The 25,035-nt window shown below is 72.5% G+C and carries 18 protein-coding genes; 6 read left to right on the top strand and 12 right to left on the bottom strand.

Going from position 1 to position 25,035, the window contains the following annotated elements; all coding sequences use genetic code 11:
• Positions 1-26: 26 nt before the first annotated feature.
• The 3 genes from OHB13_RS25660 to OHB13_RS25650 all read left to right on the top strand — a co-directional run bounded on the left by OHB13_RS25660 (position 27) and on the right by OHB13_RS25650 (position 6,051).
• On the top strand, positions 27-764 hold the full coding sequence (locus OHB13_RS25660) for a response regulator transcription factor (RefSeq protein WP_266853138.1): 738 nt from the start codon (positions 27-29) through the stop codon (positions 762-764).
• Positions 765-847: 83 nt separating this feature from the next.
• Complete coding sequence (locus OHB13_RS25655) at positions 848-1,939, top strand: HAMP domain-containing sensor histidine kinase (protein WP_405756072.1); 1,092 nt, start codon at positions 848-850, stop codon at positions 1,937-1,939.
• Between the two features lie 269 nt (positions 1,940-2,208).
• Positions 2,209-6,051 (top strand): multifunctional oxoglutarate decarboxylase/oxoglutarate dehydrogenase thiamine pyrophosphate-binding subunit/dihydrolipoyllysine-residue succinyltransferase subunit, encoded by a 3,843-nt coding sequence (locus OHB13_RS25650; RefSeq protein WP_328378639.1) that lies wholly within the window; start codon positions 2,209-2,211, stop codon positions 6,049-6,051.
• Between the two features lie 108 nt (positions 6,052-6,159).
• On the opposite strand, the gene fxsT is transcribed toward OHB13_RS25650, so the two are convergent.
• The 7 genes from fxsT to OHB13_RS25615 form a co-directional block, all read right to left on the bottom strand.
• A complete protein-coding gene (gene fxsT / locus OHB13_RS25645; protein ID WP_328378638.1) occupies positions 6,160-9,126 on the bottom strand; it encodes an FxSxx-COOH system tetratricopeptide repeat protein in 2,967 nt (988 codons plus the stop codon).
• 96 nt (positions 9,127-9,222) lie between these two features.
• A complete protein-coding gene (locus OHB13_RS25640; RefSeq protein ID WP_266853146.1) occupies positions 9,223-10,404 on the bottom strand; it encodes an FxsB family cyclophane-forming radical SAM/SPASM peptide maturase in 1,182 nt (393 codons plus the stop codon).
• Positions 10,401-10,556, bottom strand: coding sequence for a hypothetical protein (locus OHB13_RS25635; RefSeq protein ID WP_266853148.1), 156 nt, complete (start codon positions 10,554-10,556; stop codon positions 10,401-10,403). The genes OHB13_RS25640 and OHB13_RS25635 overlap by 4 nt, the downstream gene beginning before the upstream one ends.
• Entirely contained in the window at positions 10,553-13,891 is a 3,339-nt protein-coding gene (locus tag OHB13_RS25630) for an SAV_2336 N-terminal domain-related protein (protein ID WP_328378637.1), read from the bottom strand. The genes OHB13_RS25635 and OHB13_RS25630 overlap by 4 nt, the downstream gene beginning before the upstream one ends.
• A gap of 4 nt (positions 13,892-13,895) precedes the next feature.
• The gene (locus OHB13_RS25625; protein ID WP_328378636.1) at positions 13,896-14,951 is read right to left on the bottom strand and encodes an AAA family ATPase; all 1,056 of its coding nucleotides are present in this window, start codon (positions 14,949-14,951) and stop codon (positions 13,896-13,898) included.
• Between the two features lie 109 nt (positions 14,952-15,060).
• Entirely contained in the window at positions 15,061-17,052 is a 1,992-nt protein-coding gene (locus tag OHB13_RS25620; protein ID WP_328378635.1) for a VMAP-C domain-containing protein, read from the bottom strand.
• Positions 17,045-17,455: a CU044_2847 family protein gene (locus tag OHB13_RS25615; protein WP_266853156.1), complete on the bottom strand. Its 411-nt coding sequence runs from the start codon at positions 17,453-17,455 to the stop codon at positions 17,045-17,047. The genes OHB13_RS25620 and OHB13_RS25615 overlap by 8 nt, the downstream gene beginning before the upstream one ends.
• Before the next feature lie 239 nt (positions 17,456-17,694).
• Here OHB13_RS25615 and OHB13_RS25610 point away from each other — a divergent pair, with 239 nt between their 5' ends.
• Positions 17,695-17,880: a DUF6104 family protein gene (locus OHB13_RS25610; protein ID WP_164267593.1), complete on the top strand. Its 186-nt coding sequence runs from the start codon at positions 17,695-17,697 to the stop codon at positions 17,878-17,880.
• Between the two features lie 40 nt (positions 17,881-17,920).
• Here OHB13_RS25610 and OHB13_RS25605 read toward each other — a convergent pair whose 3' ends face one another.
• Positions 17,921-18,727: a hypothetical protein gene (locus tag OHB13_RS25605; protein ID WP_328378634.1), complete on the bottom strand. Its 807-nt coding sequence runs from the start codon at positions 18,725-18,727 to the stop codon at positions 17,921-17,923.
• Between the two features lie 124 nt (positions 18,728-18,851).
• Here OHB13_RS25605 and OHB13_RS25600 point away from each other — a divergent pair, with 124 nt between their 5' ends.
• On the top strand, positions 18,852-19,703 hold the full coding sequence (locus OHB13_RS25600) for a DUF4097 family beta strand repeat-containing protein (RefSeq protein ID WP_328378633.1): 852 nt from the start codon (positions 18,852-18,854) through the stop codon (positions 19,701-19,703).
• A gap of 1 nt (position 19,704) precedes the next feature.
• Complete coding sequence (locus tag OHB13_RS25595) at positions 19,705-20,919, top strand: PadR family transcriptional regulator (protein WP_328378632.1); 1,215 nt, start codon at positions 19,705-19,707, stop codon at positions 20,917-20,919.
• A 73-nt stretch (positions 20,920-20,992) separates the two neighbouring features.
• Here OHB13_RS25595 and OHB13_RS25590 read toward each other — a convergent pair whose 3' ends face one another.
• The 4 genes from OHB13_RS25590 to OHB13_RS25575 form a co-directional block, all read right to left on the bottom strand.
• Positions 20,993-21,565 (bottom strand): Clp protease N-terminal domain-containing protein, encoded by a 573-nt coding sequence (locus OHB13_RS25590; RefSeq protein WP_328378631.1) that lies wholly within the window; start codon positions 21,563-21,565, stop codon positions 20,993-20,995.
• A complete protein-coding gene (locus OHB13_RS25585; protein WP_328331342.1) occupies positions 21,565-21,774 on the bottom strand; it encodes a helix-turn-helix domain-containing protein in 210 nt (69 codons plus the stop codon). Before OHB13_RS25585 ends, OHB13_RS25590 begins: the two co-directional genes overlap by 1 nt.
• 450 nt (positions 21,775-22,224) lie before the next feature.
• The gene (locus OHB13_RS25580; RefSeq protein ID WP_328378630.1) at positions 22,225-23,193 is read right to left on the bottom strand and encodes a zinc-binding dehydrogenase; all 969 of its coding nucleotides are present in this window, start codon (positions 23,191-23,193) and stop codon (positions 22,225-22,227) included.
• A gap of 111 nt (positions 23,194-23,304) precedes the next feature.
• A complete protein-coding gene (locus OHB13_RS25575) occupies positions 23,305-24,519 on the bottom strand; it encodes an NAD(P)-dependent malic enzyme (RefSeq protein ID WP_328378629.1) in 1,215 nt (404 codons plus the stop codon).
• Positions 24,520-25,035: the final 516 nt, after the last annotated feature.

The following is a 25,035-nucleotide window of genomic DNA, read 5'->3' as shown; positions in this document are numbered from 1 at the left end:
CAACAGCGCACTTCCAGGGGCGGGCGATGGAGCAGACACACACCACCCACAACGGCGTCGCGGCCACCCCGGGCGCCCAGCGCCGGGTGCTGGTCGTCGAGGACGACCCGACAATCGTCGACGCCATCGCCGCACGGCTGCGGGCCGAGGGTTTTCAGGTGCAGACGGCAACGGACGGGCCGGCCGCGGTGGACGCGGCCCAGGGCTGGCAGCCGGACCTGATGGTCCTCGACGTGATGCTGCCCGGCTTCGACGGCCTTGAGGTCTGCCGCCGCGTCCAGGCGCAGCGGCCGGTACCGGTCCTGATGCTGACGGCACGCGACGACGAGACCGACATGCTGGTCGGACTCGGTGTCGGCGCCGACGACTACATGACCAAGCCGTTCTCGATGCGCGAGCTGGCGGCGCGCGTCCATGTCCTGCTGCGGCGGGTGGAGCGGGCGACCATTGCCGCCTCGACACCGCGCAGCGGCATCCTGCGCCTCGGCGAGCTGGAGATCGACCACGCGCAGCGGCGGGTGCGGGTGCGCAACGAGGACGTGCATCTGACGCCCACCGAGTTCGATCTGCTGGTCTGCCTGGCGAACACCCCGCGTGCCGTCCTCTCGCGCGAGCAGCTGCTCGCCGAGGTCTGGGACTGGGCCGACGCGTCCGGCACCCGGACCGTGGACAGCCACATCAAGGCACTCCGCAGGAAGATCGGCGCGGAGCGCATCCGTACGGTGCACGGTGTCGGGTACGCGCTGGAGACCCCGGCACCATGACCCGTCCGCGGTGCCGGCGGACCTGGAGCGGTGTCCGGCCCCGGGACCTGGGGCGGGAGCTGGGCCGGGATCTGAGCCGGCTGCTGACCCGGCCCCGGCCGTGGAACCGGCAGCGCCCCTTCCCGGTCTCGATCAAGGCCAAGCTGGGCACGCTCGTGGTGGTGTCGGTCTTCATCACCACGGGGCTGCTCCTGGTGGCGCTGCGCACCAAGACGGAGCTGCGGTTCATCACGGTGTTCTCGGTGATCGCCTCGATGCTGATCACCCAGTTCGTGGCGCACAGCCTGACCTCGCCGCTGGACGAGATGAACACCGTCGCCCGGTCGATCTCGCACGGTGACTACACCCGGCGGGTCAGCGGCGCCGACCGCAGGGACGAGCTGGGCGACCTGGCCACGACCATCAACCGGATGGCCGAGGACCTGGAGGCGGTGGACCGGCACCGCAAGGAACTGGTCGCGAACGTCTCCCATGAGCTGCGGACCCCGATCGCGGCCCTGCGGGCGGTGCTGGAGAACGTCGTGGACGGGGTGTCGGCCGCCGACCCCGAGACGATGCGCACCGCGCTCAAGCAGACCGAGCGGCTGGGCCGGCTCGTCGAGACGCTGCTCGACCTCTCCCGCCTCGACAACGGGGTGGTGCCGCTCAAGGCGGCCCGTTTCGAGGTGTGGCCGTACCTCTCGGGCGTGCTGAAGGAGGCGAATCTCGCAGCCGCTCAGCGCGCGGGCGCCTCGGGCTCCGGCGGCCAGCACACCCGGACGGACGTCCATCTCCATCTGGATGTCTCGCCGCCCGAGCTGACGGCGCACGCGGACGCCGAGCGGCTCCACCAGGTGGTCGCAAACCTGATCGACAACGCGGTCAAACACTCCCCGCCGCACGGCCGGGTCACCGTGCAGGCCCGGCGCGGCCAGCAGCCGGAGTCGCTGGACCTGGAGGTCACGGACGAGGGCCCGGGGATCCCCGAGTCCGAGCGGCACCGGGTCTTCGAGCGCTTCAACCGGGGCCGCGCCCCGTCCCCGCACGGTCCGGGCAGCGACGGCGGCACCGGGCTCGGTCTGGCCATCGCCCGCTGGGCGGTCGATCTGCACGGCGGGCGGATCGGGGTGGCCGAATCGTCCCGTGGCTGCCGGATACGCGTCACTCTTCCGGGCGTATCCAAAACACCAAGTTGACGTAAAGTCTCCAGCGGAAGCCCGCGTTCCGTACCGAACACGCGGGTAAGCGCGTCAGAGGGTGTCGGCCAAGGGGCGGCAGCCGTGATGCGCCATACCCGCATAACGCGGAACCACGCTTGTTTCCCGCCATTTCAAGCCCCGAAACCAGCTTTCGAGTGTGACTTACACGACGTTGGACCGCCCAGCCTGCGCCTCCAGGCCAGGGAGGCGTAGCCTTTATTTCCGCTGTCCATCACCTTGTGAAGCGGAAGAGGGCGGTTAACGCCGTGTCGTCTCAGTCCCCCAGTAATTCGAGCATCTCGACCGACCAGGAGGGGCAGGACAAGAGTCCTGCTGACGCTTTTGGTCCCAATGAGTGGCTCGTCGACGAGATCTACCAGCAGTACCTCCAGGACCCGAATTCGGTTGACCGTGCCTGGTGGGACTTCTTCGCCGACTACAAGCCAGGTTCTGCCGGTGCTCCCACCGCGGGTGCGGACCCGGTGAGCCCGAATCCTCCCCACCAGTCGGGCGTGAGCGGCCGGACGGCCACCGCGCAGGGTGGCGCAGCCGCGGGGGCTGCTCCCACCACGGCCGCGCCCGCCACTCCCAGTACTCCCCCGGCTGCCGCGCCCGCAGCGCCGCAGGCCCCGGCTCCGGCCGCGCCTGCCGCCGCGAAGCCCGCGGCCGCCGCGAAGCCCGCACCGGCCGCCAAGGCCGCTGCGAAGGCCGAGCCCGCCGCCGAGCCCGAGGCGCCCGCCGGCCCCGAGCTGGTCACACTGCGCGGCCCGTCCGCCGCGGTCGCGAAGAACATGAACGCCTCCCTCGAACTGCCGACGGCCACGTCCGTCCGCGCGGTCCCGGTGAAGCTGCTCTTCGACAACCGCATCGTCATCAACAACCACCTGAAGCGCGCCAGGGGCGGGAAGGTCTCCTTCACCCACCTCATCGGCTTCGCGATGGTGCAGGCCCTCAAGGCCATGCCGTCGATGAACCACTCCTTCGCGGTGAAGGACGGCAAGCCGACGCTGGTCAAGCCGGCGCACGTGAACCTCGGCCTCGCCATCGACCTGGTGAAGCCGAACGGCGACCGCCAGCTCGTCGTCGCGGCCATCAAGAAGGCCGAGACGCTCAACTTCTTCGAGTTCTGGCAGGCCTACGAGGACATCGTCCGCCGCGCCCGCGCGAACAAGCTGACGATGGACGACTTCACCGGGGTCACCGCGTCGCTCACCAACCCCGGCGGTATCGGCACCGTCCACTCCGTGCCCCGTCTGATGCCCGGCCAGGGCCTCATCATGGGTGTCGGCGCGATGGACTACCCGGCCGAGTTCCAGGGCACCTCGCAGGACACCCTGAACAAGCTGGGCATCTCGAAGGTCATGACCCTGACCTCGACCTACGACCACCGGGTCATCCAGGGTGCCGCCTCCGGCGAGTTCCTGCGGATCCTCGCCAACCTGCTGCTCGGCGAGAACGGCTTCTACGACGACCTGTTCGAGGCGCTGCGCATCCCGTACGAGCCGGTCCGCTGGCTCAAGGACATCGACGTCTCGCACGACAATGACGTCACCAAGGCCGCCCGCGTCTTCGAGCTGATCCACTCCTACCGGGTCCGCGGCCATGTCATGGCCGACACCGACCCGCTGGAGTACAAGCAGCGCAAGCACCCCGATCTGGACATCATCGAGCACGGGCTCACCCTCTGGGACCTGGAGCGCGAGTTCGCCGTCGGCGGCTTCGCCGGCAAGTCGATGATGAAGCTGCGCGACATCCTGGGCGTGCTGCGCGACTCGTACTGCCGCACCACCGGCGTCGAGTTCATGCACATCCAGGACCCCAAGCAGCGCAAGTGGATCCAGGACCGCATCGAGCGCGGCGCGCACGCCAAGCCCGAGCGCGAGGAGCAGCTGCGCATCCTGCGCCGGCTGAACTCGGCGGAGGCGTTCGAGACCTTCCTGCAGACCAAGTACGTCGGCCAGAAGCGCTTCTCGCTCGAAGGCGGCGAGTCCGTCATCCCGCTGCTCGACGCGGTCATCGACTCGGCCGCCGAGTCGCGCCTCGACGAGGTCGTCATCGGGATGGCCCACCGCGGCCGTCTCAACGTGCTGGCCAACATCGTCGGCAAGTCGTACGCGCAGATCTTCCGCGAGTTCGAGGGCAACCTCGACCCGAAGTCGATGCACGGTTCGGGCGACGTGAAGTACCACCTCGGCTCCGAGGGCACCTTCACCGGTCTGGACGGCGAGCAGATCAAGGTCTCGCTGGCCGCCAACCCGTCCCACCTGGAGACCGTCGACCCGGTCGTCGAGGGCATCGCGCGCGCCAAGCAGGACATCATCAACAAGGGCGGCACGGACTTCACCGTGCTGCCGGTGGCGCTGCACGGCGACGCGGCCTTCGCGGGCCAGGGCGTCGTCGCCGAGACGCTCAACATGTCGCAACTGCGCGGCTACCGCACCGGCGGCACCGTGCACATCGTGATCAACAACCAGGTCGGCTTCACCGCCGCTCCGGAGTCGTCGCGCTCGTCGATGTACGCCACCGATGTGGCCCGCATGATCGAGGCGCCGATCTTCCATGTGAACGGCGACGACCCGGAGGCCGTGGTGCGTGTCGCGCGCCTCGCCTTCGAGTTCCGCCAGGCGTTCAACAAGGACGTCGTCATCGACCTGATCTGCTACCGCCGCCGCGGTCACAACGAGGCCGACAACCCCTCGTTCACGCAGCCGCTGATGTACGACCTGATCGACAAGAAGCGCTCGGTGCGCAAGCTCTACACCGAGTCCCTCATCGGTCGCGGCGACATCACGCTGGAAGAGGCGGAGCAGGCGCTCCAGGACTTCCAGGGCCAGCTGGAGAAGGTCTTCGCGGAGGTCCGCGAGGCCACGGCGGAGCCCGCCGAGGCCACGGTGCCGGTCCCGCAGGCCGAGTTCCCGGTCGCCGTGGACACCTCGATCTCCCAGGAGGTCGTGAAGCGGATCGCCGAGTCGCAGGTCAACATCCCGGACCGGATCACCGTGCACCCGCGGCTGCTGCCGCAGGTGCAGCGCCGGGCCGCGATGATCGACGAGGGCACGATCGACTGGGCGATGGGCGAGACCCTCGCCATCGGCTCGCTGCTCCTGGAGGGCACCCCGGTCCGCCTCTCCGGCCAGGACTCGCGCCGCGGGACCTTCGGCCAGCGGCACGCGGTGCTCATCGACCGCAAGACCGGCGAGGACTTCACCCCGCTGCTCTACCTCTCCGACGACCAGGCGCGTTACAACGTCTACGACTCGCTGCTCAGCGAGTACGCGGTGATGGGCTTCGAGTACGGCTACTCGCTGGCCCGCCCGGAGTCGCTGGTCATGTGGGAAGCGCAGTTCGGTGACTTCGTCAACGGCGCGCAGACCGTGGTGGACGAGTACATCTCGGCCGCCGAGCAGAAGTGGGGCCAGACGTCCGGCGTCACCCTGCTCCTCCCGCACGGCTACGAGGGCCAGGGCCCGGACCACTCGTCCGCCCGCCCGGAGCGCTTCCTCCAGCTGTGCGCGCAGAACAACATGACGGTCGCCATGCCGACGCTCCCGTCGAACTACTTCCACCTCCTGCGGTGGCAGGTGCACAACCCGCACCACAAGCCGCTGGTCGTCTTCACCCCGAAGTCGATGCTCCGCCTCAAGGCGGCCGCGTCGAAGGCGGAGGAGTTCACCACGGGCGGCTTCCGTCCGGTCATCGGGGACGACAGTGTCGACCCGAGCGCCGTGCGCAAGGTCGTCTTCACGGCCGGCAAGGTCTACTACGACCTGGACGCGGAGCGCACCAAGCGCGGCGTCACGGACACCGCGATCATCCGTCTTGAGCGCCTGTACCCGCTGCCGGGTGCCGAACTCCAGGCGGAGATCGCCAAGTTCCCGAACGCCGAGAAGTACCTCTGGGCGCAGGAGGAGCCGGCGAACCAGGGTGCGTGGCCATTCATCGCGCTCAACCTGATCGACCACCTGGACCTGGCGGTCGGCGCCGACGTCCCGCACGGTGAGCGCCTGCGCCGCATCTCGCGGCCGCACGGCTCGTCGCCCGCGGTCGGCTCCGCCAAGCGCCACCAGGCCGAGCAGGCCCAGCTGGTCGCCGAGGTCTTCGAGGCCTAGGCAGTACCGGCAGGTTCATCCCTGGGGCCCGTACGCATCGTGTGATGCGTACGGGCCCCACGGCGTACCGCGGCCGGCTCACGACCGGACCGCGGCCGGCCCCGTGGCTCAGACGAACTGCGGCTCGAAGTCCCAGTACCGCACCGCGCCGTCCCGGATGCTCCGGGTGTGCTGGTGGTCGTCCCCGAGCAGTTCGGTGATCCGGGCCAGCGCCTCCGCGTGCAGCCGGCCGGCGAGCGCCGTATCGCCGGCCGCCCGCAGATCACGGGCGAGCGCGGTCTGGGCGGTGGTGGTCAGCGGGTGTCCCGGGCCGAGCGACCGCACGGACCGGTCCAGCAGGTCGTGTCCCAGCCGTACGGCGCCTTCGGCGTCTCCCGCCCGCTGCCGTGCCGTCGCGGTGTTGAAGGCGCAGCCCAGCGTCCACGGGTGGTCAGCGCCCACCGCGTCCGTCATCTGCTCCAGGGTCTGTTCGGCGAGTTCCAGGGCGCCGTCGTGGTCTCCCGCGTCGCCCTGCAGCAGTGCCAGGTTCGCCCGGGTGCCCACCGCGTACGGGTGCAGCTCGCCGAGTTGCAGCGCGTACAGCGAGGCCGTCTCGTCCGCGAGGTCGTAGGCCTCACGGAACTCGCCCGCCTCGCGCAGCAGCATCGCGAAGTCGGCGCCCGCCCGCAGGGTGTCGGGGTGGCGGCGGCCGCGCCGGGCGACCCGGCGTTTGCGGACGCTGAGCAGCAGCGCTCTGGCCTGGAGGAGCTTCCCGTCGCGGCGCAGGCACAGGGCGAGGTTGTGGTCGGCGTTCAGGGTCTGCCCGTGGTTGCGGTCCAGCTCCTGGCCGTGCAGCCGCGAGTTGTGCTGCTGGATCTCCAGGGCCTCCCGGTAGCGCCCGAGCAGCCGCAGCATGGTCGCGGTGCGCAGCGCCGAGTGCAGGGTGAGCGGATTGCGCCCGCCGAGCAGGGCGACCCGCGCGGTCAGGATGTCCCGGTGCAGGTCCAGCGACGCCTGGTACTTCCCCTGGAGGCCCATCGCCTCGGCCAGGTTGTTCCGTATGGACAGGGTGCGCGGCACCTCGGCGTCGCCCAGCGAGGTGACGGCCTCCCGGTCCGCCTGCTCGAAGAGCGTCCTGGCCTCGTCGTAGCGGCCGAGCGCCAGCAGGGTGCCGCCGAGCCCGTCCCTGGCCCTGATCACTTCGATGGGTTCGGCTCCGGGGCTGCTCAGCAGCCGTTCGAGCACCTCACGTCCGACCGCCTCGGCCTCGGCGTAACGGCCCAGCCTGCGCTCCATGTTGGCGCGCTGGTGGACGGCGACCAGGACGGAAGTGCTGGTGGCGCCGGACACCCGCTCCCAGTGCTCGACGGCCGCCCGGCTGAGCCGCCCGCCCTCCTCGTACTCGCCGCGCATCCGCAGGTACTCGATGCAGTTGAGCACCAGCCTGCGCACGTCCTCGTCGGCCGACTCCAGGGCGCCCGCGATCTCCAGATGCGGAATCAGTTCGGCGTAGCGGGACCAGTTGCGGGACGACGCCGGGTCCCTCGGGTCGGCGGTGACGAGCACCTTGAGCGCGGCCTCGGTCAGCTCCGCCCGCTCACCGGGTGTCTGGGCGTGCCGTACGAAGGAGTGAAAGATCCGGTGCATCCGCAGGGCGGCGACGGTGACGGAGCCGCCCATCCGCGGGACGGGGTCGTACTCCAGCCGCATGGAGGTCACTTCGGAGAGCCGGCGCAGGGCGGAGTTCCAGCTGCTCGGTTCCGGGACGACCCGGTCCAGGGGTTTGGGGAGGTCGGTGGCGCGCGCCGACTGGAGCAGCCGCAGCGGCAGCATCCCCGGGGAGAAGCGGGCGAGCAGATTGAGCAGTTTCCAGGCGCCCGGGTCCTGTTCGCGCAGGCTGCCGAGGGTCCTGGCCCAGGCAATCTGGAAGGACACCGGGTAGTCCTGGGAGGCCAGCACCCCGAAGCGGTCGGGGTTGCTCTCCGTCAGCTCCCTGATGTACTCGGGGATGTCGACGGTGGGGTTGATGTCGAGCCAGGCCGCCGTCTGGTCGAGCAGCAGCGGCAGGTCCTCGACGGCTTCGGCGAGCAGCCCGGCCTCGTACGGGGAGAGCCGCTGGGAGCGGCGGCCCGCGAAGGCCACGGACTCCTCCCGCTCGAAGTGCCCCACCTGGAACAGCTCGGCCAGGGCCGACCACTCCTGGTGGTTGGTGGTGACCAGGATGTCGCCCGCCCCTTCGGGCAGCAGGGCGGCCAGCTTCTCGGGGTCTCCGGCGCCGTCGAGGACGATCAGCCAGCTGTCGCCGGTGGCGCGCAGCTTTCCGGCGGCCGCGGCTATGGACTGGTCGAGCTTGCTGCCGACTCCTGCGCCGAGGGCTTCGGCGAGCGTGCCGAACTGCTCACGGGCGGTGCCGGTGGTGGTCGCGTCCAGCCACCAGACGATGTCGTACTCGCCCTTGAAGCGGTGGACGTACTCCAGCGCGATCTGGGTCTTGCCGATCCCGCCCGGCCCGCACAGCGCGAGTACCGCACCCTCGCCGCGGCCGGCGGCGAAGGTGTCGTGGATGTGGTCGAGCAGGGTTCCGCGGCCGGTGAACCTGCGGTTGCGGCGCGGTACGTTCTGGATGTCCGGCGGGTCGTCGGGGAACCGCGGGACGCGGTCCAGGGTGACCGGGCGGACCGCGCCGTCCGGTGCGCCGGCGACTTCGAGCACCCGCCTGCGGGCCGCGTCGGCGCTCAGGCCGCGCAGCGCGACCGGCCCCAGGGCGATGATGGCCTCGGGCAGCGGGCGGGTGGTGACGCTGACTCCGGCGATCCGTTCGGGGTGGTCGGCGAGCATCTGGCGCAGCGCGTCGGCCCACGCCGTGCGGAGGCCGTCGTCGAACCGCTCGAACCAGTCGTCGATGACGAGCAGGACCCGCCCGGGTGCGGTCAGCATTCCGGTGAGGGCGTCGGCGGTCGGCGAGCTCCGGGCCGGGTTCCAGCGGACCAGGGCGGTGGCGGTCCCCACCTCCGTGAGCTGCCGGGCCATCCAGTGGGCCCAGGGCTCGCTCTGCCCGGCGAAGACCACCGTGACGTGGGGAGTCGGCTCCGCCATCGTCACTCCCTCAACCAGTTGCGTCACTGTCGTGCACCTACCACTCAAGTGTGAACAGAAGTCGCCATGTTGACGGCCAGTCGGCGCCACGATACGTCACGTGACGAAAGCGCTCAGCCGGTGGGCGATATACCGGATGAGGTACTCCAAATCGGCGCAGTAGACGCTGGGGTGCCGGAAGCCGGCCCCGGCCGCGTACCGGTGGACGTAGTTGCCGCCGCCGCACACCCGGAGCACCGGGCAGCGCAGGCAGACTCCGGGGAGCGCCTTCTCACCGAGTTGTCTGGCGGCGATCCCGGGGTGTGCGAGCGCGGTGTCGAAGGGGTCGCTGAAGACGTCGAGGCCGGTCGAAGGGGCTCCCTCGTAGGCGGACTTGAGCGCGTCGACCTGCTCGATGGCGCCGTCGGTGTCCACGACGACGACGGCCAGCGGGGCCAGCCCCACCGCCTCGGCCGCGGCCGGTTCGCCGAACAGCAGGGCGACGAGGGTGTGGAAGAGCCGGATGCGCGGCTGGCCGGGACCGCCGTCCCACCAGCGGTCGAAGACGGTGGCGAGCCAGTGGCCGTACGGGGTGGGGCGCGGCCGGTGCCGGCCCGGTTCCCCCGGCTCGGTCCCCGGTGGCGGCACGGACCAGTTGCCGTGCGGCAGCAGCAGGTCGAGCCCCGGCGGGCGCAGCGCGCGCAGGCTGTCGTACACCTCGACCGGGTCGGCCGCGAGGTCGATGGTGCAGAGGATCCCGGCGTACGTGCCGGGGTGCCGGCACGCGGCGAGCAGCCGGGCGGCCCGGTGGGCGGCGGGCCAGGAGGGCCGGCCCGCGTGGTCCCTGCGGCGGGAGTTGAGCGCCGCGGTGCCGCCGTCGAGGGAGAGCCCGACGCGGATCCGGGCGGCGGCGAGCGCGTCGAGCGTACGGGCGGTCAGCAGGGTCCCGTTGGTCTGCACGGTCGCGGTGACCTCGCACCCCGCGGGCACCGCGTCCCGTACGGCGCGGGCGTACTCGATCACCGGGCCCGGCCCGGACAGTAGCGGTTCGCCGCCGTGCAGTTCGATCCGGATACGCGGGAGCCGGTGCGCGGTGACGTGCTCGGCGATCCGCGCCGCGGTCCTGCGGACGGTCTCGCCGGTGGCGCGGCGCGGGCGCTCCCGCCAGCTGCTGTCCTGGCCGCGGTAGACGTAGCAGTAGGAGCAGCCCAGGTTGCAGCGGCTGTGCACCTTCAGGACGAACTGCCGGAACGGCACGGGGTGTTGAGCGACGGGCCGGTCGCGGACCGCGGGGGTCATGGCGCGTCCTCGTAGTAGGCGATGAGCGGTTCGTGCGGATCGCGCTGCCGGGTCTCGGCGAGTACGGCGGCGAGCACCGGGTGGCCGGTGTCCCACGGCGGGGTCAGCCGGGGCAGCGGGTCGCCGGGCAGTGCTTCTGTGTCGTGGGTCAACGGCCGGCCGCCCCGTCCGTCAGCCGGGCGACGGCGTCCCGGACACCGGCCGCGGCACTGTCCCCTGCGGGCCCGGCGGACTCCAGCAGCGCCAGGGCCGCCCGGTACTCGCGGAGGGCTTCCGGCGGGCCCGCGAGCTCCTCCAGCACAGCGGCGCGCGCCGCCCGCGCCGCACCGGCCCGCCCGTCGTCGTCCACGTCGGTGGCGCGCAGATAGTGCTCGGCGGCCTGCTGGAGCCGGTCGGGGGTGCCGGTGTGCCGGGCGAGGAGCACCGCGATGTCGCCCCGGGCCTGCCAGGCGCGCGAGGCCGCGTACGGGTCGGGGGCCCCGCGCGCGGCGGCTCCTTGGGCCCAGTCGGCCTCGTAGAGGTCGGTGAGCCCGCCGGTGGCCCGGTAGCGCGCCAGATACAGCGCCCCGAGCAGCGCCCGGCGCGCGGCCAGTTCGCGGTCCGACTCGGCCGTCTCGTCGACGGCCTCGCGCAGCCGGCGTACGGCGGCGTCGAGATCGCCGGGCGCGCCGTCCCGCGCCGCACGGTGTCCCAGCGCCCGGCCCAGCCGGGTGAGGAGCCTGGCCGGCCGGTCCGGGGTCCCGGTGGCGAGGGCGGCGGCCCAGTGCTCGATGGCACCGTCCAGATGTGTGCCGGGCCGGGGGGCCGGCCCCTGGCCGTGTCCGGGGGCGCCCCCGTGGGCGCTGTCCGGGCGGGCGCTCTCCCCCCGGCTGCCCTCCGGGCGGGCGCTCTCCGGATGAACGCTGTCCGGATGGGCGCTCTCCAAATGGACACTGTCCGGGCGGGCGGCCGCCGGGAGAGCGGGAGCAGCGGGGTCGATGTGCCCCTGCCAGTGCACGTCCCCCATGCGCAGGTGGCAGTGGTGGCGTACGGCGTCGTCATCGGCGGCCGTCAGGGCCGCGGCGAGCGCGTCCAGCACCTCCCGCCGCCACGACGCGTCGCCGCCCTCCAGGTGGGCCAGCTCCAGCGCACTGGCGATCTTCAGCCAGATGTCGGCCCGTTCGGCGCCCCCGGTGGCCTCGGCGGCGGGGCGCAGCGCCCGGAGCGCACGCAGGGCGTAGTGCCGTACGACGTCGTCACTCACCACGTGGCGGGCCAGATCCAGTTCCAGGGTGCCGTGCAGCACCCGCGCCCCGACCCCGTCCGCCGCGTCCGCCAGCCGCTCGGCGAGCGCCGCCGCCGCGTACAGGGGCGTGGTGTCCACCGCCGGCCCGCCCGCCCTGGACAGCCGCCGCAGCACCTCGATGTGGAGTGCGGCGGCCGCCTGCCACTCCTCCGACGGCCGTACGGCCTCCGTCACCCCGCGGAGCCGGTCGGACGCCGCGGACAGCAGCTCGGCCGCGGTGTCCGCGTCATCGAGAGGGGCGTCGCCGGGGTACGGGCCGCGGACCTCGCGCAGTACCTTCCCGGCCAGCTCCTGGCCGAGTTGCCCTTCATCGGCCGCCACCGCCATGGCGTGCAGCACCTCGGCGGCCGCGAACCCGTCGGAGGACTTCGCGGATTCCCAGGCCTCCGCCAGGTCCTCGTCCAGCGCACGCAGCCGCCAGCGCAGCAGCAGCGCCCGGGACAGCTCCGCCCTGCGGGCCGGCACCGACTCACGGCGCCGCTCCCCTGCCGCGGCCAGGCGCAGCAGCCCGATCGCGCTGTCGAGGTCCCGTACGCCGCCGTACCGCTCGTACCGCTGGATGAACTCGTCCGCCTGCGCGGTGAGTTCGCCCGGGGTGCCGGGGCCGGGCGGCGCGACGGGAGGCCCGCCGCGGCGTCTGATGGTGTCCGCCGCGACCTCGGCGAAGACGCGCAGCCCGGCGGGCATCGCACCGCCGCCCGCCGGGACGGGCAGCCGCTCGCCGAGCGCGACGGCGGCCATGGCGGGGAAGTTGCGCGCGCTGCGGCCGAAGCGCCGCTGGACATAGCTCGAACTGTGCCGCAGCACGAGCCGCTCGTCCCCCCGGTCGAGCCGGGCGGCGAGCAACACCTTCACCCCGTCGAGGAATTCGTAGTACGGACCGTCGGAGGGGCCGATGTCGGGCCGCTCGGCGCGCCGTACGATGCCGCCGAGCAGCACCTCGGCCAGCGCCTCGGGGCCGGTGCCCGCCAGCATCGTGTGCTGGACGAGCCGCATCACCGGCAGCACCAGCGGCACCGCCGTCAGATACTCGGCAAGCCGCTGCGCGGTGGGGGACGCGGTCCGCCGGAACGCGCCGACCCGCTCCTGCCCGGTGAGCGCGGCCTCGGCCCGTACCGGTGCGCGGGAGGGCGGTTGGTCACGGCGCACCCAGGCGGCCGCGGTGGACACCGACTGGCCGGTGCCGCCCGAGACCAGCCCGGCCCAGCCCTCCACGGAGGTGCGCCGCAGCGCGAGCACCGGGACCGGTCTGCCGTCGCGCGGGTCGGAGCCGTGCGGCACTGCGCTGAACTCCAGCCGCCCCAGGGGGCCTTCGTGCCGCCGCAGCACCCCTCCGTACGCGGGCAGATGGGTCCGCCGCCACAGCCGCTGCGGCAGCGGCTGGACGACTGCGACCGGGGTGGTGGCCGACCAGTGGTACAGCAGCCGCTGCAGGACACCGGACCGCCACATGGGTCCTGAGCAGTCCGAGAGCAGCAGGATGATCCGGCGGCCGGTGGGGTCGCCGAGCTGGGCTGCGCGGCGCAGCGGTCCCGCCGGGACGCGTCCGGCCGCGTATCCGGCGCCCGATTCGCCGTCCGGGTGCAGATAGCGCAGCTGGACGTCCTGGAAGACTCCGGCGCCGGCGCAGATGCCGGCCAGCTCCTCCAGTGCGCTCTCCCAGGCGACCGTCGACGTGGAGACGTCCATGAGGAGCAGCAGCCGCGCCTTCTGCCGGCGCGCCGCGCGCAGTACCGGAATGACCAGTCCGGTGTCGGCCGCCCGGCCGGCGGTGGCCTCCTCGTCGAGCCTGCGGCCCGGCGGGATGGCCGGTGACCGGTAGCGGCTCAGCGGCCGTAACGCGCGCTGGAGCGCGTGCGGATCGGCGAGCGCGGGCGCCGCGGGCACCAGGACCGGCGAAGCCTCCACGGCGGCGGGCGCGCCTTCCGGGTCCGGCGCGGTCAGCAGGGCGGCGGGCGCGCCGGGCGTGTCCCCGGGCGGCTCGACGGGGCGGGTGGGGGCGGCCGGCGGAGCGGCGGGGGTCTCCTGCGGGAGACCGGCCGGAAGGCCGGGCCCGGCGGGGGCGGGGGCTCCGGTGCGGGCGGCCAGCCACAGCGCGTCCGCGAGTTCCCGCGCGTCGACATCGCGGCCGGACTCCCGCAGCCGGGCGACCAGAGTGGTCAGTGCCACACCCCGGCCGCTCTCGTCCCGCCCGTCGCCCACCGGGTCACCTGGGCCCGTTGTCGAGGGGCCGCATCAGGAGATCGGCGACGGCCTCCTGGTCCGCGGGGTGGCGGCCCGCGGTGTGCTGGACGAGGTAGATCGCGTTCAGCAGCTGGTCGGTCGGGCGCACTCCGCCGTCCGCCTCGGTACGGACGAACCGGTCGACGAGGCCTATGTACTCGTCGTAGGATCCGGCGCCGAAGTGCGCCTGGACCATGGCGGCGAGCCGTTCGTCCCGGGGCGCCGCCAGGTCGAGGTGGATGCACCGGCGCAGCAGGGGGGCGGGGAAGTCCCGCTCGCGGTTGCTGGTCATGACGACCACCGGGAAGGCCCGGCAGCGCACCCGGCCGCCGGTGACGGGGGCGCGCAGCCCGTCGTCGGTGAGGACCTGGACGGTCTGCTGCCCCGGCCGGTCGGCGACCCGCTCCAGTTCGGGCAGGGTGAACTCGCCCTCCTCCAGCACGTTCAGCAGGTCGTTGGGGAGGTCGATGTCGCTCTTGTCCAGCTCGTCGATGAGCAGCACCCGGGGCCGCTCGGCGGCGAGCAGCGCGGTGCCGAGCGGGCCCAGCCGCAGATAGCGCCCAATGTCCCCGGCCGGGTGCGGTCCGCCGGCCGGACCGTTCCCGCCGTTCCCGCCGCCCTCGCCGTCCTCCAGCCGGGCGAGCTGGGCGTCCTGGAGGCGGCCGATGGCGTCGTAGGAGTAGAGGCCGTCGCGGAGTTCGCTGCGGCTGACGACCGGCCACTGGAGGACGCGGCCGAGGCCGAGTTCGAAGGCGAGGTCGTGGGCGAGCGTGCTCTTGCCCGAGCCCGGCTCTCCGGTGATCAGCAGCGGGCGGCGCAGATACAGCGCGGCGTTGATGAGCCGCAGCGCCTCGCTGCCGGGCACCGCGAGGGGGACGGCCCGGGTACCCAGCCGCCGCGTGGTCGCGGAGTCGGCTTCCGGCACCCGGTAGTCGATGGGCGGGGCGCCGAAGTCACGCCAGGGCGGTGGCGCGGGCCTGCGGTCGATACGCTCCGGATCGGGGTCGCCGGTGCCGCGGTAGATGAACCATTCGCTCATCGCTGGTTCGCTCCTCATCGGCGCCGGGCGTTCCGGGATACGTACCCGTCCGGCGCATCGTCAAAGTCGTTTTCAGGCCATTGCCGTGGAACGGTCCGCGGGGTCCCGGTCACGGGGAGTCCAGGGTGTGTTCGTCATCGGTGGGCAGGGGCCGCCCCGGGTCGTCGTACAGCAGCATCAGCGGTTCCGGCCAGTGGGTCTCGGGGCGCCGGCGGTCGATGTCCTCCCGCAGATGGCGCAGCCGGTCCGGGAGTTCCGCCGTTCCGCCGGCCGCGTCGAACAACTTCTGTACCCGCGCCCGCAGTTCGGCGCAGTCCTCTCCGCAACTGTGCCCGGCACCACGGCCGATGTGCCACAGCGCGATGCCGTGGCCGGCCCGCAGCGTCAGTTCCATGGCGGCGGCTCCGGCGCCCCGGCCCGCGGGGCGGCACAGCACGGGGACGGCGCCGGGCGGAAGCGACTCGTAGTACGCGGGCCGCTGGGCGGTGCCCGGTTCCGGGATCCGCGCCACGGTCAGCCGCTGGGCCCCGGCGGCGGCCTGCCAGCGGGTGTCCCGCCCGGCCTCGTCGTGCCACTGGCCGCGGCGCCCGAGATCGCGCACCACCAGACGTCGCTGCGCCCCCAGGTGGGTGAGCCCGTCCATCGGCGGGGCGTCCTGGAGCTGCCAGCGGTGGACGGGGGTGTCGAACCGGCCGAGCGGCAGGGCGATCTCCACCGGCACCGGACGGTCCCCGTCGGGGTCCTCGGCGTGCAGCACCTCATGGAGCCTGCGCCGCAGCGTCTGGTGGTTGTGCCAGACCGCGTCGCCGCCCTGCGTACGAGGGGCCGGCCCCTCGTACGCGCCGATCTGCTCGCTGCCCCCTTCTCCGCTGAAGAGGTGGATCGTCCACTCGAAGAGCGCGGGGTCGTCGTGCAGCGGATCCATCACGACCGTGACCACCGGCCCCTCCTTGGGGCCCGGGTACGGCAGGACGATGCGTTCCGGACGTACGGGGTCGGGGAGCAGCGCGGAGGGCAGCCCGATCCCGGTGACCAGCTCGTGCAGGAGCGGGTCCGTCACCTGCTCCAGTCTGCGGTCGATCCAGTCGGAGAGCGGGCCCGTCGCGCCGCCGCGCGCGCCGACGTACTGGGCGGCCAGCCGGAGGTAGCTGAGCTGGACGAGCGGGCCGAGCGGCTGCTCGCCGTCGTACAGCAGGCCGTGACCGTCCCGCCAGCCGCGCAGTACGGCCCTGGTCGGAGGCAGCAGATCGCGGGCGGCCTTGCGCGCGAGAACCGCGACGGGCGCTCCGGTGGCGGGGCCGGGCAGTTCGGCGAGGAGCGCCAGCGCATCGCGCCGGTCGCGCGGCGTCCAGTCGCCGCCTCCGCCGGGCCCTGCGGAGGCCGCCACCGGTTGTCTGGCGGTCCAGGTGTGGTGTCCCTTCCGTGCGGCGTGCCAGCGGTCGTGTGCGGCCATCACCTCCCGGTAGCGGTCGCCGAATCCGCGCAGCGCCCCGGCCGCGACGGCGAGGCCACCTTCCTTGTCCTTCCTGCGGGACTTGATGATGCCGACGACCTCGCCGGTGAGCGGGTCGAGGAGCGGGCCGCCGGACACGCCCTTGGGGTATTCGGCACCGGGCTCGATCAGCAGTCCGTGGTCTCCGCTGAGCACGTTGATACCGGCCCTTGCCGTGAAGGACACCGGGCCGCCCCCGGGCGCCGCCTGGGGTTCGGGGCGGTAGCCGTGCACGACGACCGTGTGCATCGGCCGTACGTCACGGTCGGTGAACCAGACGCATTCGTGCTCCGCCTCCGGGTCCAGCAGCCGGACGAGGGCGAGGTCCCGCTCCGGCGGGATCGCGGCCCCCTCCTTCTCGGCCAGCTGCCAGGCCACCACCTCGGCGGGGACGGGGATCCCGTCGTTGAAGTCGTCGCCGCGTACCGCGAGGTGCCCGCCGGGCCCGGCCGGCAGATGCGGGCGCAGCACATGGGCGCAGGTCAGCACCCAGCCGGGGGCGATGAAGAAGCCGCTGCCCCAGAAGTCAGCGGCGGCCCCGCCGGCGGGCAGCAGGTGGACGGTCGCGGCAGCCGTGAGGGAGTTGACGACGGGGTCGGGCTCATTCATCGGCGGGCTGGGGCACGGCGGGCGGAGGCGTGGCGGGCGGAGGCGCGAGGGGCGCGGCTGCGGCGGGCTGCTGCGCGGCGTTCTCGGCGAGTTTCCAGGTGAGGGACACCTGGAGGGCAGTCTTCGCCTCGGCCCCCGCCAGGACGGAGATGACCTTCCCCTCCTTGACGCTGAACTCAAGGCCGAAGGTGACGGTGGCCTCGTCGGGACAGGCGGCGCGCGCCGCGTCCAGCACGGAGCCTCCGACGCCGGCGATCACCCGCCGCAGATCGTCCACCCGGTTCTGCAGCACCTCCGCGACGCCGACGTCCTCGTAGCCGTCGCCGTGCGCGCCGGATGTGGTCAGCCGGGCGTGCACGACCGCACCTCCCGGCAGGACGATTTCCTGTACCTCGGCCGCCATGACTCCCCCGTATCGCTCAAGTCACCTCACGTACAGGTTACTTGGACCATGACGAGGGTACTGGCCCGGCCGGTTGCGGAGGAGGCCGGAACCCGCCACTCAGCGGCCGGTCCTGCGCCGCGCTCAAGACCGACCGGCAATTGGGGGGCGGGTGAAGGAGCGGGGCTGGGGCACGCACCTCGCAATTACCGGTCGGTCTAATCTGAAAGGGACCATCCGGAACGCATCAGGAGCGACACGTGTACTTCACCGACCGCGGCATCGAGGAACTGGAGAAGCGGCGGGGCGAGGAGGAGGTCACCTTCGAGTGGCTCGCCGAGCAGCTGCGTACCTTCGTCGACCTGAACCCGGACTTCGAGGTTCCGGTCGAGCGCCTGGCGACCTGGCTGGCCCGGCTGGACGACGAGGACGAGGACGACGACTGACGCGTAGGGGGCGGCAGGAACGCGGGAGCCGGGCGCCGGCTCAGGCGCCCGCCCGCATCCGGTCGTACGCGAGGCCCAGCACCCCGTGCGCCATCAGCAGGGCGGCCGCCACCGTCCAGCCTCCCCTGCGGCGGCTGAAGCCCCAGAGCGCGAGCGGGACACCGGCGGCCAGCTGCGCCGCGCCGAGTGCGCGGGCCCGCGGGCCGCGCAGCCAGGGGCCGAGCGTGCCGTCCTCGAAGGCGGCGAGTTCCGCCCGCACGGCCTCCCGCAGGCCCGTCGGGTCGATCCGCCCGGTGGCGGGGTGGACCCTGGCCACCTCGCGCAGCCGGTCGGCGGGGTCACCGGGGGTGAGGCCGGTGGGCAGGGCGAGGCCGGCCCGGGCGAGGACAGCGGTGAGTCCGGTCAGCCGGGAGCGTGAGTCGGCGAGCGGGTCCGGGAGGGTGAGCTCGGTCAGCGCCTGGAGGTCCAGTACGGGATCGAGCCGCAGCCGTGCGCCGAACGTGCGCATCGCCCCGTCCTCACCGACCGGCGTGCCGTCCGCGCGCCACACATAGCCGACCGGCCGCCGGAAGCCGGAGGCCAGCGTGAGACCCGACCGGTCGTGGTCCCACCAGAGGGCGAGCACCGGCCAGTCCGACGCGACCGCGAGCGTGGTGACCCAGCCGCCGGCCACCCGGTCGACCGGTTCCTCCGTGTGCAGCCAGGGCTTCGCATCGGGGACGAGCACGCTCCACCGCTCCCCCGCCGGTGCGAGAAGCAGCTGCTCCCCCAGCACCCGGGCCGCGGTCCGTACGGCGGCCGGGTCAGCCCGGCAGAGCAGCAAGGCGCCTGTGGCGTTCTCTGACATGGCCCCACGCTAGGACAGATCCACGCATTCCACCCGCGCGCTTGACTTCACCGATCCGCGATATATCGTGTTCTTCAGAAGACGCGATATGTTGCGTTGTAGCCGACCGGTGGAGGTCAGTTCCATGTCCGAGAGGTCAGTGTCGGAGCCACAGAAACTCTCCTTCGACGAACCCGTGACGGCGCTGAACGTGCGCATCGTCAACGGCACGGTCAATGTCGTGGGCACCGACGACGCCGTACTGAACGAGCAGGGCGGCGCCCGGCTGGAGATCTCCGGGATCGACGGGCCGCCGCTGGTCGTGACGCTGGAGAACGGCACGCTGACCGTGGCCTACGAGGACCTGCCCTGGAAGGGCTTCCTGAAGTGGCTGGACCGCAGGGGCTGGCACCGCAACGCCGTCGTCTCGGTCGCGGTGCCCGCGTCGGCGCGGGTCGAGGTCGGCGTGGTCGGCGCGGGCGCGGTGGTCTCCGGGATCCGGGGGCGTACGGAGGTGCGCGGGGTCTCCGGTGACACCACCCTGGTCGGCCTCTCCGGCACCGTTCTCGCCGGGACCGTGTCGGGGAACGTGGAGGCTCAGGCCGTCAGCGGCGATCTGCGCTTCCACTCGGTCTCCGGGGACCTCACCGTGATCGAGGGGACCGGCTCGTCCGTACGGGGAGAATCGGTCAGCGGCGACATGGTCGTCGACCTCGACGCGACCGGCGGGCCGACCGACATCGCGCTCACCACCGTCTCCGGCGAGGTCGCCATCCGGCTGGCCCAGCTGACGGACGCCGAGGTCAGCGCGAACACCACGAGCGGCGCCGTGTCGAACGCCTTCGAGGATCTGCGGGTCAGCGGCCAGTGGGGTGCCAAGAAGATCACCGGTACCCTCGGCGCGGGCACCGGCAGCCTCCGGGCGACCACCGTGAGCGGGGCCATCGCCCTGCTGCGCAGGCCCGCACAGGACGACATCGCCGAGAAGGTGCTCTGACATGGCCCCCGTTTTCGCACACGGCCGACTGCGGCTCTACCTCCTCAAGCTTCTGGACGAGGCGCCGCGCCACGGCTACGAGGTGATCAGGCTCCTGGAGGAGCGCTTCCAGGGGCTGTACGCACCGAGCGCGGGCACCGTGTATCCGCGCCTGGCCAAGCTGGAGGCGGAGGGACTGGTCACCCACGCTTCGGAGGGCGGCCGGAAGGTGTACTCGATCACCGAGGCCGGCCGCGCCGAACTGGCGGGCCGCAGCGGTGAACTGGCCGACCTGGAGATGGAGATCCGCGAGTCGGTCTCCGAACTCGCCGCGGAGATCCGGGCCGACGTCAGCGGCTCGGCGAACGACCTGCGGCGCGAGATCCGCCAGGCGGCGAAGGAGGCACGCAGGACGTCGGCCGGTGCGGCGGACGGCGGACGGACGGCCGACGCGGGTCCGGACAGCGGTTCGGGTTCGGGTTCGGGTTCCGGCTCGGGGAAGCCGTTCCCCGGATTCCCGGACGCCTCCGACTTCTTCGACGGGAACTGGACCGACAAGGAGGGCTGGCGCCAGGCCAAGGAGGACTTCAAGCGCGCCAAGCAGGAGTGGAAGGAGCAGGCGCGCCGGGCGAAGGACGAGTCGCGCCGCGCCCGCGAGGACGCCCAGCAGGCGCGCCGCCAGGCCAGGGAGGCCCAGGACTACGCCCGCGAGCAGATGCAGCGGGTCGCCGAGCAGGTCCAGGACCACTTCGCACGTGGTGACTGGCCCGCCGGAGTGCGCGAGGGTCTCGCCGAATTCACCCGGGAACTGGGCCGTTTCGGACGGGCCGCGGAGCCGGGGGCGGGAAGCCGTACGGACACGGATTCCGGCGCGCGCACGACGGCCGGCACAGAACCCGGTTCCGGCACGGATCACGATTCCGGCACAGCTCCCGGTTCCGGTACGGGCACAGCCCCCGGTTCCGGTACGGAGACGACCGCCGGCACGGACACCACGGCCCCCGTCGACCTGGGCAAGGGGGACGGCCGCCCGGCGCCCGAGCCGGAGTGGGCACACGAGGAGCCTTCCGGCAATCCGGCCCGCGACCTGGACCGGCTGCTCGACCGTTTCCGCGACGACATCCGGGACGCGGCACGCGATCACGGAGTCACGGACAGCCAGCTCCGGGACGCCAGGCGGCATCTGTCGGCTGCGGCAGCCCACATCGGCGCCGCACTGCGCGACCCCGGGGCGTAACGGCCCCGGGACGAGAGGCCCCAGGCCCGCGCCCGCTCCCCCGGCAACCGCCGGAGGGGCGGGCGCGCTCCCGTCACACGGCGCCCGGCAAACCGTCGCCCCGCCGCCCGCTCCCCCTCAGTACGCGCTCCACGCCCTCGTACGACACCCCGCACGCCGCCAGCGTGTCCGCGGCCACCCCGCGCCGCTCGATGAGGGCCAGCAACAGGTGCTCGTCGCCGAGATGGCGCTCCCGGTGCGCCACCGCGGTCCGCAGGGCGATCCGCAGCGTCTCCTTCGCGCCGGGCGTGAGCGTCCGGCGCAGTGTCCTGACCGTGGCGCCGCCCGCCGCCAGCGCGCCGCGGCCGTGCTCCTCCTCGATCCGCCCGACGATCTCGTCGACGTCGATCCCCAGACCCGCCAGCGCGTCCGTGTCCGCCTGCGACATCCCGCCCCGGCGCCGGGCGTCGGCCAGCGCCCCGGTCAGCTGCTCGCGCCGGCCGGTGACACCGAGCGAGGAGAGCACGAAGGACGCCTTCGTGCCGCGCGCGTCGAGCAGCGCCATCAGCAGGTGTTCCTCGGTGATCCGGGGGTCGCCCGCGCTCCCGGCGTACCCCGCCGCGCCGCTGACCACGTCCCTGGCCCCCTGGGTGAAGCGTTCGAACATCACTGCCTCCCGTGCTTCTTGTGGACCGCCTGCCTGCTGACACCGAGCTCCGCGGCGATGTCCTGCCACGACCAGCCCTGATTGCGGGCACTGCGCACCTGTACGGATTCGAGCCGTTCGAGCAGCCGCCGCAGCGCGGCCACCGCCCGCAGCCCGACTCGCGGGTCACTGTCGCTCGCCCGGGCGGCGAGTTCCGTTGCCTCGGTCATGGTGTCAATTTACGTTGACGCCGCATCCACTGTCAACCTTCATTGACAGGTACGGAGGCGGGCCGCGCAGAAACGCACAGCGCCCCAACGACGAACGGGGCTACGGCGCCGCCGTGATCGACTGCCCCGGTGGAGCCCCCGGTCCCCGGCAGCCTCGATGCCGACCGGCACCGCGGCCGGCCCTCCCCGGAACACGACCTCGCACCGGACACCCGGGTCCACGCCTGTACCGAACACACCCTGCTCCTGCGGCAGAACAAGTCCGTGCACGTCGAAGCGCCCTCCCGCTTCCCGCTGTTCGGGGACGAGAGGGCGCTGCTTCTGGACACCGGCGCTTCGGAGGACGGACGGACAGCCCCCAGGGCGAGTTCATCGTGGTCACCCGCTCCTGACGGTCAGGAGCGGGTAGGACCCAACCCGGCGCCGGTCCGGAGCGGGGCCGGGCCGGAGTCAGGAGCCGGCGGTCAGCACGATCTTGCCGAAGAGTTCGCCCGACGCCATCTTCTCGAAGCCCTCGCGGGCCCGGTCGAGCGGCAGTACCTCGTCGATGACCGGCCGCACCCCGGTGGCCGCGCAGAACGAGAGCAGGTCCTCCAGCTCGTCCTTGGACCCCATGGTCGAGCCGACGACCTTCAGCTCCAGGAAGAAGATCCGGGTGAGCTCGGCCGACACCGGATCGGAGCCGCTGGTGGCACCCGAGATCACCAGAGTGCCGCCCGGCTTGAGCGACTTGACGGAGTGTGACCAGGTGGCGGCCCCCACCGTCTCGATGACGGCGTCCACCCGCTGGGGCAGCCGAGCACCCGGCTCGAAGGCGTCCACCGCGCCGAGTTCGACGGCCCGTCGGCGCTTGGCCTCGTCCCGGCTGGTGGCGTAGACGCGCAGGCCCGCCGCCTTCCCGAGCACGATGGCGGCCGTCGCCACACCGCCGCCCGCTCCCTGGACGAGTACGGAGTCACCGGGCCGCACACCGGCGTTGGTGAAGAGCATCCGGTACGCCGTGAGCCAGGCGGTCGGCAGACAGGCGGCCTCCTCGAAGCTCAGCTCCTTCGGCTTGCGGAGCACGTTCCACTCGGGGACGGTGACCCGCTCGGCGAACGTGCCCTGGTACTTCTCCGTCAGGATGGACCGCCCCTCCTTCGGACCGACCCCGTACCCGGTCTGCCCGATGACGGAGTGCAGGACGACCTCGTTGCCGTCCTGGTCGGTCCCGGCGGCGTCGCAGCCGAGGATCATCGGCAGCTTGTCGGCGGTGAGCCCCACGCCGCGGAGCGACCAGAGATCGTGGTGGTTGAGGGAGGCGGCTCTGACGTCGACCGTCGTCCAGCCCGGCCGGGCCTCGGGGGCCGGACGCTCCCCCAGTTCAAGGCCGTTGAGAGGGTGGTCGCGGTCGATGCGGGCTGCGTAGGCGGCGAACATGCCCCGACCATAGGCGTGGCCGGTTCCGTACGGAACCGGCCACAGGTGTGACGCTGCCTGCACTGGCCGGGGCGGAGGGGCCTCGCCGGCCCCTCACTCCCCGGGGAGGCCTCAGCGCCTGGCCACGCCCTCCGCGCGGGCCGCGGCGGCCACGGCCGCGGTGACCGCCGGAGCGACCCGCTCGTCGAACGGCGACGGGATCACACAGTCCGCGCTCAGCTCATCGGCCACCACGGCCGCCAGCGCCTCGGCCGCGGCGAGCTTCATGCCCTCCGTGACCCGCGAGGCCCGCACCTGGAGCGCCCCGGCGAAGATCCCCGGGAACGCCAGCACGTTGTTGATCTGGTTCGGGAAGTCGCTGCGCCCGGTGGCGACGACCGCCGCGTACTTGGCGGCGACCGTGGGGTGGATCTCCGGGTTCGGGTTGGCCATCGCGAAGATGAACGAGCCCTCGGCCATCGAGGCGACCGCGGGCTCGGGGACCGTACCGCCCGAAACCCCGATGAAGACGTCCGCACCGGACATCGCGGTCTCCAGCGAACCGGTCAGGCCCGCCTTGTTGGTGAAGCCCGCGACCTCCCGCTTGATCTCGGTCAGGTCCTCGCGGTCCGCCGAGACGATGCCCTTGCGGTCGCACACCGCGACATCGCCGATTCCGGCCTCGATGAGGATCTTCGCGATGGCGACACCCGCCGCGCCCGCACCCGAGATGACCGCGCGCAGCTGCCCCAGCGAGCGTCCGGTGAGGGTGGCCGCGTTCCGCAGGGCCGCCAGGGTGACGACGGCGGTGCCGTGCTGGTCGTCGTGGAAGACCGGGATGTCGAGCTGCTCCTGGAGCCTGCGCTCGATCTCGAAGCAGCGCGGTGCCGAGATGTCCTCCAGGTTCACGCCGCCGAAGGACGGGGCGAGCCGCACGACGGTCTCGATGATCTCGTCCGTGTCGGTGGTCGCCAGCGCGATCGGAACGGCGTCGACGCCGCCGAACTGCTTGAAGAGGATCGCTTTGCCCTCCATCACCGGAAGGGACGCCTCCGGGCCGATGTCACCCAGCCCCAGCACTGCCGTACCGTCCGTCACGACGGCCACGACCTGCGACTTCCAGGTGTAGTCGTGGACCAGCTCCGGCTTCTCGGCGATGGCGCTGCACACCTTCGCGACGCCGGGCGTGTACGCGAGGGACAGGTCGTCCCGGTCGCGCACCGGCACCGTGGCCTGGACGGCCATCTTGCCACCGCGGTGCAGCGCGAACACCGGGTCGAAGGTGTCCTCGTCCTGCGAGGGCGTGCTGAAACTTTCGCTGCGAGGATTGACGATCTCCGCTGCCATTGGTTGTTACCCCTTAAGTCTTCATCAGTTGAGGGTGGCCACTCCTGGTTGAGGAGGGGTGGGCGGGCACCGCGTATGTGCCCCGCCCGGCCGGTTGGCCCGGCGGGCGGGGGGAGGTACATACGCGCGGGCGCGCCGCACACGCGCCCTGAGCCCCGGATGAGGGGTGTAACCGTCTGTTCTACCGGATGGACCGCACATCGGACGAGTCCATATCGAGTCCGCACCGACACGGTGAGATGGCTCATAGCGGGATATCCGGGCAGGTGAGCCCGGTACCGCGATTCGAGTCCATCCTTCGAGACGCGCCCCGGAACGGCGCGGGGCGGACCGGAGATCCTCCGGCGGAAGGTGCGTTTGCCAGCAGATGGTCCGGTCGTGCCGTACCGGCCAAGTGGAGAACGGGGGTGACCCGTTACCCGATTTTGACATGCCCAGCCGCCTGTTTGGACCAGTCCGGCTGGCAAGATGCCGTCATCCACACATGGTCGTGGCACCGGAACACCGTGTGCCGCG

It is taken from the genome of Streptomyces sp. NBC_00440 (genome assembly GCF_036014215.1).
Lineage (GTDB): Bacteria > Actinomycetota > Actinomycetes > Streptomycetales > Streptomycetaceae > Streptomyces.
Note: the sequence above shows the minus strand (reverse complement) of the source record. Positions and strands in the feature narration are given on the sequence as shown.